The organism is Shewanella sp. M-Br, from assembly GCF_036245925.1.
Classification (GTDB): Bacteria; Pseudomonadota; Gammaproteobacteria; order Enterobacterales; family Shewanellaceae; genus Shewanella; species Shewanella oncorhynchi.
Window position 1 is genome coordinate 17,413 of the sequence record NZ_BJBV01000038.1, and the last position, 11,828, is coordinate 29,240.

General features: G+C 46.1%; 9 protein-coding genes. 2 read left to right on the top strand and 7 right to left on the bottom strand.

Annotated features, from left to right (window positions below; all coding sequences use genetic code 11):
- Window positions 1-99: 99 nt before the first annotated feature.
- Window positions 100-1,404 carry a methyl-accepting chemotaxis protein gene (locus AAA952_RS21665; protein WP_338259538.1) on the top strand — a complete coding sequence of 435 codons (1,305 nt, stop codon included), beginning with the start codon at window positions 100-102 and terminating at the stop codon, window positions 1,402-1,404.
- A gap of 83 nt (window positions 1,405-1,487) precedes the next feature.
- Here AAA952_RS21665 and AAA952_RS21670 read toward each other — a convergent pair whose 3' ends face one another.
- The 7 genes from AAA952_RS21670 to AAA952_RS21700 form a co-directional block, all read right to left on the bottom strand.
- Window positions 1,488-2,189 (bottom strand): DUF3581 domain-containing protein, encoded by a 702-nt coding sequence (locus tag AAA952_RS21670; RefSeq protein WP_113939131.1) that lies wholly within the window; start codon window positions 2,187-2,189, stop codon window positions 1,488-1,490.
- 424 nt (window positions 2,190-2,613) lie between these two features.
- A complete protein-coding gene (locus AAA952_RS21675) occupies window positions 2,614-2,844 on the bottom strand; it encodes a hypothetical protein (protein WP_287478551.1) in 231 nt (76 codons plus the stop codon).
- Window positions 2,845-3,003: 159 nt separating this feature from the next.
- Complete coding sequence (locus tag AAA952_RS21680; protein WP_105250257.1) at window positions 3,004-3,399, bottom strand: DUF2391 family protein; 396 nt, start codon at window positions 3,397-3,399, stop codon at window positions 3,004-3,006.
- Window positions 3,400-3,478: 79 nt separating this feature from the next.
- On the bottom strand, window positions 3,479-3,757 hold the full coding sequence (locus AAA952_RS21685; RefSeq protein WP_006084190.1) for a peptidylprolyl isomerase: 279 nt from the start codon (window positions 3,755-3,757) through the stop codon (window positions 3,479-3,481).
- 159 nt (window positions 3,758-3,916) lie between these two features.
- Entirely contained in the window at window positions 3,917-6,235 is a 2,319-nt protein-coding gene (mrcB, locus tag AAA952_RS21690; RefSeq protein WP_263175304.1) for a penicillin-binding protein 1B, read from the bottom strand.
- 95 nt (window positions 6,236-6,330) lie between these two features.
- Window positions 6,331-8,904 (bottom strand): ATP-dependent helicase HrpB, encoded by a 2,574-nt coding sequence (hrpB, locus tag AAA952_RS21695; RefSeq protein WP_338259542.1) that lies wholly within the window; start codon window positions 8,902-8,904, stop codon window positions 6,331-6,333.
- Window positions 8,905-9,007: 103 nt separating this feature from the next.
- Complete coding sequence (locus AAA952_RS21700) at window positions 9,008-11,227, bottom strand: putative bifunctional diguanylate cyclase/phosphodiesterase (RefSeq protein ID WP_338259543.1); 2,220 nt, start codon at window positions 11,225-11,227, stop codon at window positions 9,008-9,010.
- Between the two features lie 200 nt (window positions 11,228-11,427).
- On the opposite strand from AAA952_RS21700, the gene thpR reads away from it, so the two are divergent.
- The coding region (gene thpR / locus AAA952_RS21705) for an RNA 2',3'-cyclic phosphodiesterase (protein WP_338259545.1) at window positions 11,428-11,828 on the top strand (401 nt) is incomplete at its 3' end.

Below are 11,828 nucleotides of genomic sequence, written 5' to 3' on the forward strand. Positions count from 1 at the left end.
AATCACAGCTATATTTATCAGTATATCTAGCTCGAAATATCGAGCTTTCAATAAAGAACTGCAGTTTTTGAGTCAGTTAGACTCATCAGGAGTATCTCAGTGTTCAACTCTTCATTACGTAAAAGCCTAGAAGTGAGCGAAAGTAAACGCCAAGAGGCGGAGTCGATCATCGACTCGATTAAGCACAGTATTGCCACAGTAGAATTTACGCCTGATGGTTTAATTCTCGATGCTAATGCGTTGTTTTTAAAAACGGTAGGTTATTCACTTAATGAAGTCGTAGGCCAACATCACAAGCTATTTTGCTCGGCGGCTTATGGTAATTCTGCTACCTACCAGCAATTTTGGAGCAATCTAAAAGCAGGTCATCCACAGGAAGGTAATTTTGCACGAGTGAATAAAAATGGCCAAGAGATCTGGCTTAGAGCCACTTACTTCCCAATCAAACAGGCAGGTAAAGTCGTTAAAATAATGAAAACAGCTGTTGATATCACCGAAGATAAGCACCAACTTGACGACCAAGCGGCCATTTTTAATGCCTTGAATCGCTCGCAAGCCATTATTGAATTCACTACCGATGGCACGATTTTGAAAGCCAATACTAACTTCTTAAAGACAATGGGCTTTAGCAAAGAGCAGATTATTGGTAAACACCATCGTATTTTCTGTTTTGATGAGTTTTATCGACAAAATCCACACTTTTGGGACGACCTAAAGCAAGGTCGATATAGCAGCGGTCTCTTTGAACGTAAAAATGCTTATGGCGATTCGATTTGGTTAGAAGCGGCATACAATCCTATTATGGATGAGCAAGGTAAAGTGGTTAAAGTGATTAAATTTGCGAGCGATATCAGCAAACGGATCGAGCAAAGCCACGCTGTACGTGAAGCCGCCAATATTGCACTGACCACGTCACAACGTACCGTCGAGCAAGCAGAACAAGGCGTACATTTACTCAATGCGACGGTAAATACCTCTAATGCTATTGCCGAGCAAACCCATAAAGCGACCTTGGCGATAACTCAACTCAATGAACAATCTCAAAGTATTCAAGCGATAGTCGCGACCATTAGTTCGATTGCCGATCAAACTAATTTACTGGCATTAAATGCCGCAATTGAGGCCGCACGAGCGGGGGAACAAGGCCGAGGTTTTGCCGTTGTCGCCGATGAAGTGAGGCAGCTTGCTTCCAGAACCAGTAAATCAACCAGTGAGATTGCCGCCGTCGTCACTAAAAATACACAACTCACCACAAGTGCAACTAGCATGATGAACGAAGTTGAAGGTATTGCACTGGAAGGAAAACAACAGTTAGCGGAGGTAACATTAGTAATGGGAGAAATACGTAGCGGCGCGGAAAACGTCTCAGCAATCGTGTCGCAGCTGTCAGTCAATAACAATTAATTGCTAACATTTAATCGCGCTATCAAGGATTGCATGGCGCTTTATCTAAAAGACAAAACGCCAACCTATTGCTTTTACGTCAATCAATAATCAGTTTTACGACCTTCATAGGTGGCGCGCATTTGCTGTACTAATGGCTCGTCGTAAGCACGTAATCCACTCATCACTAAGGTTTTGATACCTGTGCCAACTAAAGTGTCACCACTGTGTAATTCAAAGTGCAATGTCACATCGCCACGTTTCCCATCGATTTTTAAATCTTGGCCAACGAGTGATAAGGTCACTTGCACAAAATCGAGGGTGGTTAAGTCAAACGACATACTTTCATAAATCACTAAAGGCCGTTCTGGGTTGATCATCACTTGATGTTGTTTCATCAAAGGGATCAGAATATCGATAAAATTATGCCCAGAGAAAGCAACATATTGACGAATAAAGGATTCGGTCTGCGCATCGCAACAACTCACATCGCCATGACGGCTGACATTAAGATAGGTTTTTTCACGACTATCGCGAATCGAAAAACTCTCGCTCACTTGTTCAGGGAATTGCAGTTCGACGCTATCACCCACCATACCCGCAAAGCTAAACTTCATGCTCTGGCTCAAACCATATTGAGTCAATACTAGGGCAAACAGTAAATCTCCCGGTACGCAAAAGCGTTTTGCCCCCACATCGTGGATAGGATTAAAGTCCTGCGCAATTTTCTTCGCGAAGTCACTGGCTTGTTGTGCTGAAACGGAAATAGCTTGATTTTGCTTAGAAAAATAAGGCGCTAGAAACATATAAACTCTATTTGTAATAACTCAATACAGGGATGGATAACAAAATTATCACGAGTCTACCTTAAAATAGGTATTTAACTCACCCGATGACTTGACCCACGTAAGGCGTACAAAGTAACACCCTGCCCACATTTGTAAAGCCAAACAAATGACAGAGGTATCAGGATCTGTTGACGTTTCAGGTTTATTCTGCAGATATTAGGCGGAATTTTATGCAAGATAGAGCCTTTATGGCGTGATGACGCGACATATAACAGCCGATAATGCCGCAGAAATGTTAGCTAAATAAGGCCGTTTTCATCACTCGTGACTCATTTAAAATAACTCAACATCATTTATCGTTTGGCGAGCAATACCTTGTCAGAACAAATAACATCTAAAACGTAAGTATTGCCTAGCCACCGATAAGCCAAGGAATAAATCGTTAGACCTTTCTAAATTCACGCTTTAACTGAAAACCATCGTCAGTGGCTAACTGCTCTAGCACTTCGATACGCTGACGAAGGATGGCTAACTCGGTCTGAAAAGCTTGGTTTTCGGCCACTTGCTCACGCGTCGACACACCTTGTTTGTTGCGGATTTTCATTATAGCGACCACATATCCACCAACAATTGCGAGTATTGGGATAAGTAAAGCGAGGGCACCAGTGTTCATAGTCATTTCCTTTATCTATTGGCGTTATCGTTATCAAGCTCAAAATTTAGATCTGCTTATGACGCTTAATCAATGTCAAAGTCAGAACATGGAAATAAGTATGCGCAAGACAACCGCAATCAACCAGTGACAAAAGTCATGAGATTTAGCGAAACAGTGTCATTCTTTATCAAAACTATCCACAACAATAGCGCCCATAGAGGCTGGCATAGTGATCACTATGATCCGTTTTATAGAGGTTAGTGGGTCCTCAAAAAATGGCACTTTATCGAGGCAAAGTAGCACGAGGAAAACCACGAGGGCAGTGAGCAAATACGCCACCACGATACGAAAAATAAACACAGGAACGCGGGAAGCAATATTCTGTTGGAACACGCTGTGATAGGTGAATACCCCAAGAAAGAGCAACGATAAACTAAAAAGCATACCGATATTCAATAAAGGTAAAGTCTCACCGAGATGCCACGCTTCCTCAGAAAATGCAACGGGGACCGCAAGGGCAAAAGCCCCTACGCAAACTTGACTCGCATCTTCAGTGTTAAAACTAAATTTCATGCTGATCGCTCCCTAATCTTCCAATCTATTTGATTAGTCGAAAATAACGTTCGGTGAAGATGCGCTTATTACTGGGGTATTAAGTGCGATACAGCACTTTAACCACATGCCAGCCAAACTTAGTTTTCACTATATGTGGCACCAGTAATTCACCTGAAAATGCAACCTTATCGAACTGTGGCACCATTTGGCCTTTTTTGAACTCGCCTAAATCGCCGCCTTTTTTGGCCGAAGGGCAAGAGGAAAAACGCTTAGCGAGCACAGCAAAATTAGCACCATTATTCAGCTGCTTAACAATATCCTCAGCCTGTTCTTTGTGTTTCACTAAAATATGCACGGCGGCAGCGGTTTTAAACATGTCATTTCTCACTTTGGATTAACGTCCCGTGCAAAGGGAAGATTGGCGCCCCGAGTTTGCCCTCGATCACACCACTTCCATCGGCACAGGTTCTACTGACTAAAAGGTTTTATATCCAACGCATAAGTGCGTTATTGGCCCATTATCGACCCTATTAACCTAGAAAATTTTCTGCCACCACTGCAAAGGGTCGCCGCAGTTATTCACAGGACGATAGGTCGCAGCTAATGCAGGAAGCGCATCAACATTGCTGCAAGTGGATTCCTTAGCCACACCTGTATCTCGGTCAAAAAAGCCCTTCACTACGCCGTTCACTGGGATTGAGCGCAGACTAATAGGTGGACGTTCCTTTAAGAAGGCAAGATACACGGCCATGGCGCCACTGCTACCATACAAACTGGTTTTGCCGTTATCGTCACGACCAACCCAAATGGCGGCGACATTACGCTCATCAAAGCCCGCAAACCAAGAGTCGCGGCTGTCGTTACTGGTGCCAGTCTTACCCGCCAGTCCAACGCCAGGGAAAGCATTACCTAAACGCGTCGCCGTTCCCGTATTCACCACTTGCTGCATAGCAAATTGAATTAAGAAATCTGTCTCAGGTGCTATAGCTTGCTCTTTAGGCAATCGCGTCACTGGCAATGGGTTCTTATCTGAATCTAGCACAGCGGTCACTGTGGTTAACTTACGGTAAACACCGCTATCAGCTAAGGTTTGGTACACTTGCGCTACCATTAATGGCGAGCCATTGACGGCGCCGAGTAACATGGAGGGATACTCGTTTAACGGCTCCTGCCAACCCGATTTAGCCAATGTTGTTGCGACCGCATCCACACCCACAGCAATTCCAAGATTTACCGTCGGTACGTTCATCGACTTTTTCAATGCCGTTAACAAAGGCACCTGACCACTGAACTTCTTATCAAAATTTTGTGGTGACCATGTCTTACCTTGCTCGCTTTTTAAGGTAATAGGTTGATCTTTAAGAGGTGTCGCTAAGGTAAATTGGCTATTAGGTGCCAGAGCCGTAGCATACACAAAAGGCTTAATTAACGAACCAATAGGACGACGAATTTCAACCGCGCGGTTAAAGCCATCAAATCCCGGGGTTTTATCGCCAACCATAGCCGCGATACCGCCCGTGTATTTGTCGGTCACGACCATACCAATCTGCAATGATTTATTGCTCTTATCTAAGCTTTTGAGGGTTTGAGTCACCGCAATTTCGGCGGCTTCTTGGGCCATAGGATCAAGCGTGGTATAGATTTTCACCCCAGATTGCTTTAATAGCGCATCGCCATAACGCTCGTTCACTTCCTGTTTTACCAAGGCGAAGAAGGACGGCAATTTTTGATGTGCTGGTTTATTGAGATTACGGATCCCTAAGGGTGACTCTACCGCCACCTTGTACTCAGCCGTGGTTAAATCCCCCGCATCCATTAACAAGCGCAATACCAGATCACGGCGTTCTTGAATACGATCCGGATATTTCCATGGATTGTAGTAAGACGGTCCCTTAATCGCAGCCACTAAGAATGCCTGCTGGGAGATAGTCAACTCACTGATAGGACGGCCGAAATAGAAACGTGAGGCCAACCCCATACCATGGACGGCACGGGATTTATCCTGCCCCATATACACTTCGTTAAGATACGCTTCGAGGATTTCGTCTTTGCTGTAACGAAAATCAATAATGACCGCCATTAAGGCTTCGCGCACCTTACGCAGCAAGGAACGCTCACTCGAAAGGAAAAAGTTTTTCGCTAACTGCTGAGTTAACGTCGAGCCACCTTGCACAGTGCGACCGGCGCTGATGTTCACAAAAGCCGCGCGCGCAATCGCGAATGGATTCACACCATGGTGTTCATAAAAACTACGATCTTCCACCAGCAGTAACGCCTGCACGATTGACTTTGGCATTTCTTCGGTCGGCACGAACAGCCTGTCTTCACCGTCGCCAGTAATAATGCGGTCGAGCAATACTGGCTCAAGGTGGAATACGGCGAGTTGACGCTTGTCTGAGACTCGAGTGACCGAACTGATGCCATTGCTGTCGAAACTGATCATGACTCTTTGTTCGACTTGATCGCCTTCTGGATGCAAAAACGGTCGACGCCACAATTCAATACGAGTGCTCGATGCCGAAAACTCTCCCACTTGGCGCGGGTTAGCGACTTTGCGATAGCCGAGCAACTTAAGCTCAGCCATCATTTGCGGATGGCTGACTGCCGCACCGGGATACAGCGCCATAGAACGACTAAACACCTGTGCTGGCAAATGCCATTTTTGGCCTTCAAATTTTTGCGCAATAATTTGATCAAGATAAATGCTGTAAAAAGTCACTACAGCTAATCCAGCCATGCCTAATTTCCAACTGATAGACCAAATTCGTCGAAATAAACCGCGGCCATGATTAGCCCGACGGGAAGCGGGTGATTTTTTTGTCGTCTTAGTTGTCATATCTACTTCATCATTCATGCATTTAAAGACATCAGCCATAGGCACAAAGCTAACGTGGTGCGAATCAAAGTGCTTCATAACAAAATGTTATAAAACCAGCGGCGTTGTGCTTGCTAGGGCTGAGCTAAACCCAAGGTTTTCTTCTTGGTAAATTTTGTCGGCAGTGTATTCACAGGATCGTCTGGCCACAGATGTTTTGGATATCGACCGCGCATTTCCTTCTTAACTTCCCCATAAGGTCCCTGCCAAAAGCTGGCTAAATCTGCCGTCAAGGCTAATGGACGCTGGGCCGGAGAGAGTAATTCCATCGTCACCTTTAGTTTGCCCTGCGCCAACATAGGACTCTGCGCCATGCCAAAGGTTTCTTGCAGACGTACACGCAGTAGCGCACGCCCAGACTCGTCATATGCTATTGGCGCAGAGGTACCGGTGACTAACGGCCAGGAAGTTGGCAATAACTCGTCAAGTCGATGTTTCTGCTGCCAGCTCAAACAGTTTGCCACAAAACCAAAGCAATCGAGCTTAACTAATTGCTGCAGATTATTCACATTTTCGAGGTAAGGCGCCAGCCAAGTTTCTAGGCTCGCTAATAATGCTTCATCATCAACCTTGGGCCAGTCACTGCCCACGTCGAACTCAGTTGCCAGTTTGATCCTGTGTTGAAACTGTTCTAAGTTAGCGTTCCAATTGAGGATTTGTAATCCTTGCTGGCGAATATAGCCCAGTAAGGCCGCGACAATTTGCTTACGTTCAGGCTTAGCAATCATCTCGGTTTTTACTAAAATTTGTCCGACCTTGTATTGGCGCTGCGTAATCACTCGACCTTTAGCTTCATCCCAGCCACAGATCTCATGAATATCCAGTAAACCTTTTAGCTCGCGGTCGAACAAGCTTGGCTGAAGCTGACTCGCTAAGTAAATCCGCCCAGCGTTTCTGCCTTCAGTTTCTTGAAAATCCGCCACCACCATCCACGGCGTTTGCGCCAATGCATCATCGGCTGCGAGCACGACGCCAGTACCATTGGCTAATTGGTAGCCCTCAACACCGCGAGCTTTAGCAATACGATCCGGATACGCAAGTGCTAATAACAACCCCACATCGCTGTGGTGTGCATGGGTCGCTATCTTAGACAAATCCGCCGCTAATCCTAGCTTTTTCTGCCACTGTTTTGCCTGTTGCCCAGCTTGTCCATGACAGGCAAAGTGCAGGTAATTCATGATATCGGCGCCCTTTTTAGGCAAACCGCGCGCCTCTAAAACCCCCGACAACAAGCAGGCCAAACTGCCCAATTGCGTTGCTTGTTCGTTAGCATTATTGACTCCCCCATTGTTTGCGCCCAAACTTTTTGCGCCCAATAACATATGAGCAAGCCTTGGGTGACACCCTAGCTCGTAGGCCGCTTTACCATGGGGAGTGAGTTTATTTTGAGTATCGACCATGCCTAAATCTTGTAACAGTTTCCACGCCAGCGCCTCATGCACACTAGGTGGCGGCGTTAACAACATCAAGTCGCTAAAGGATTTTGCGCCCCAGTAAGCACAATCGTGGGCCATAGCCACCAGATCCGCTTGGCTGATCTCGGGTTCATCGGCCCTGAGCATGCGGCCATGTTCTTCTTGGCTCCACAGGCGAACGCACACACCCGCTGATAAACGCCCGGCGCGACCACTACGCTGAGTTGCGGAGGCTTGGCTTATACGTTTCAAGCCTAAGCGGGTGACACCGGTTTTAGGGTTAAAACTCGCTTGTCGTTTATAGCCACTGTCGATGACAAACCCTATTTCTTCAATAGTTAAACTCGATTCCGCCACGTTAGTGGCTAGCACAATTTTGCGCCTGCCATCTATAGTTGCAGCGATCGCGCTATCTTGCTCGGCACCTGAAAGTTCACCATAAAGAGGGCAAATCAAAAAGGCATCGTCCGCTAAGCGCTCACGCAAAAACTGCTGTAATCGTAAGATCTCCCCTTTACCGGGTAAAAACACGAGCACGGCATTATTGGCAGCAGTTTTATCAACACCGGCACTGCTGCTGGCCGAGACCAGTTCGAGCACGCAGCGGCCGAGGTGATCGATCCAATGCTGCTGAGTTGGCACAGGGCGATATTCGATGTCGACAGGAAAACTCCGGCCTTCGCTGTGCAAGGTCACCGCTTCTGGCATGAGTTCAGCTAAGGCAAGACCTGATAAAGTCGCTGACATAGCTAATATCTTTAAATCGTCCCGCAGTGAAGCTTGCACTTCGAGCGCTAGGGCAAGACCTAAATCAGTGGTGAGGTGACGTTCATGAATTTCATCGAAGATGATCATTCCAATCCCAGTTAACTCGGGATCTTGTTGGATCATTCGCGTCAGTATGCCTTCGGTGACAATTTCTAAACGGGTATTAGCGCTGATTTTAGCTTCACCGCGGACGCGATAGCCGACTTCTTGCCCCACCTTTTGCTGGCGACAGCTGGCAATATAGTGCGCCACACTACGCGCCGCGACACGCCGCGGTTCGAGCATTAAAATGCGTCCGCTGATTTCTGGCCAATCCAACATAGCCAAAGGTAACGCCGTTGATTTACCCGCACCTGTCGGTGCCTCGAGGATCACTTGAGCGTGACGAGAAAAAGCCGCGCGCAGCGGTGCTAATAAGCTATGAATAGGTAGAGAGTTCAAGAAAAAGACATCAGCGGCCAACACAGAGCGTCAGTGTACTAACAATCGGCTTTGAGTACCATTTCGCAGCAAACATTATCAAGTCAGTGCTGACATAAGTAACAGCTCAAGACTGCCATGCCCAAGATTACAGCTGTGGATAGGGAGCAAAAATCTCACGCTTTTCGAGCCAAGGTTGACTGAGCCCTGACTGTAGTTCAGCTAAGCGTATCGGTTTATTGATGGCGTAACCTTGAGCATAGTCGACGCCTAAGGCTTGCAATTTCCACCCTATTTCTTGGGATTCGACAAATTCAGCAACCACATCAAACCCCATATCTTGACCAAGTTGGCAGATGGATTTTACGATCGCCTGATCCGCAGAGTCTTCGCAAATATTGACGACAAATTGGCCATCAACCTTTACAAAATCCACATTGAGGCGCTTAAGGTAAGCAAAGCTAGAAAAGCCTGCACCAAAATCATCGAGGGCTAATTTACAATTGAGCGGACGAAGTATCTCGAGTAACTTTGTGGCTTGATCGAGCTGACTCACAGCCGCGGTTTCTGTGATCTCGATGCAAAGCTTATCCACCAGCTCAGGTTCGGCCATCAAACGCATTTCTAGCCAATTCATAAACTCATGATCGCCCAAAGAGGTTGCCGACAGATTCACAGACACAAGATCCAGTTGCTGCCAAATATCTAAATGACTACCACCCCACTTGAGCAAATTATCGATCACCCAGAGATCAACCTTAGAAGCCAAGTTGTATCGCTCGGCGGCGGGTAAGAAGATAGCTGGAGACACTATAGTGCCGTTAGTCTGCACCATACGCAGTAGGATCTCTAAATGTAAGCCAGTTTCCTCGCGGTTTAACGGCACTATGCTTTGAAAATAAAGCTCGAATTGGTTTAACGCGAGTGCGCCGACGATATCTACAGAGGCCATCATCTCGGTGTAGAGACGGTTCATTTTAGGATCGCTCGCACTGTATAAATGCCAGCCATTTCGGCCTTGATCCTTCGCTAATCGACAAGCAGCGTCAGCTTGACTCATGACGGTATAAATATCGGCGGATTTTTTATCTAGCCTAGCAATTCCCATACTAACACTGACATTGTGACTACGACTTTCCCAAATAAACTCATGATTTGCTAACTGGGTACAAATCCGCTTAGCAATCTGTTTCGCAGAGTCCACATTGCAGTAATGCATCAGGATACCAAACTCATCGCCCCCTAAACGGGCAACTATATCGCCTTTACGTACGAGCTGTTTCAAACGTAATGCGACTTGGCAAAGCAGCTTATCGCCCGCCTGATGGCCACTGATATTGTTAATGACTTGGAATTGGTCTAAATCGAGAAACGCCACGCAAATAGGCATATCGTCATGGGCATGTAGTAGGTTTTCTAATAGGGCTTCGAAATGTAGCCGATTAGGTAAACCCGTAAGTGCATCATAATTGGCATGGAAGGATAACTCATCGGCTAAGCGGTACTTTTCACTGACATCTTCGGCAATCATGACTAAAGTATCTTTATCGCCGCTAATCTGGCTAAAACTCAGTTTTAACCAAGTTAATTGATGAATTGATTTTAAAGGTAATTCACACCAAGCTTGACCGAGCACACCTTCTCGTACCACATGTAAGGTATCGGTTAGCATGGCGTGCTCTTCCTCACGCACCATGTCGAATAAATCATAGCCATGTTGAATTGGCAGGGTTTGCAGAGCGACTTTATTCAGCATAGTCAATTGATCATGCTTATCTAACAAGGCGCAAGCTAAGGGCAACTGGTTGAATACTTCACAGTATTTATGTTCACTGGCAAGCATGCTCAAAGCAATACGCGTCAATTCCATCGCAGAGCCAATCATCACAGCGGCGTGATTAAACTCACTTATAAACTCTTCGCTCCATTCACAACATTCTGAGCAATTGACTGCCCCCAAGGCAATACGGGTTTCGCCAAACACGACTGGCGGCAATACTAATAGACTCTTGACGTCCCAATCCCTTAATAGCGTTCGCTCGGCCTGTGCATCGGCGGGTAAGGTGTTCACATCGGGCAGATTTAATAGTCTTGGGGTGCGAACGAGTGAGCGAAAGAATGGCATGCGCGCTAAGGGCCAAACTCGAGTTTGCTGGCCTTTAGCAAATTGAGGTTTTAAATACAGATTACGCGTGCGTAAACGATCCAGTGACTGGCTTCCGGTTAATACAAATACCCCGTCACAATGCAGTTGCAAAGTAATAGTCTCAAGCGCTCTGTCAACATTCTGCTCTAAGGTTTCTAGCGGGGATTCACTAAAAATACTGACCAAAGCCTGTTGGAGTGGATTAGCTAAACCTACTGACATGAAAAGTCTCTTCCTTACCTAAAAATCCATTTAAGGTATTATCGACGTACATTGAGTATAGGCTCACAGTGAATTAAACGTCTGCTTGAGTCACAAATTAGCTGATAAATTCAACAGCTAGATTAACGCTCAAATGCGCTTAACGTCAAAGTGCTCGCTAAGATAATCCATATTAAGCCCTCCAAAAGGATGATAAACCGATGCAACAAAGGCTATTCCTCGGCTTCGCTCCCACAGATAGTCAAAGGGTATATCTAAGTGAATTGCAGCAGCAATTGATATGCCACCTTAATCCTGAGGCGAAAGCGGTGAGTGTCAGCAATCTGCATTTAACGCTCTGCTTTATGGGTCAAGCTAACAACGAGCAAAAAATCGCCCTCCTTGATGCGGTTGACCGCTTAGTGAAGCCAAGATTTAGCGTTCGGCTTAACCAGCTCGATGTATGGCCTAATGCGCAAGTATGTTGCTTGAAAGGCGATGATATTGAGCCTCCGTTAGTGCAATTAGCTAAACAGACGCAAGAAATTGCCGACCGACTGCAATTACATCGAAGTGAGCACAGCTTTTGCCCGCACATCAGTTTATTTAGAAAAGCAAAACA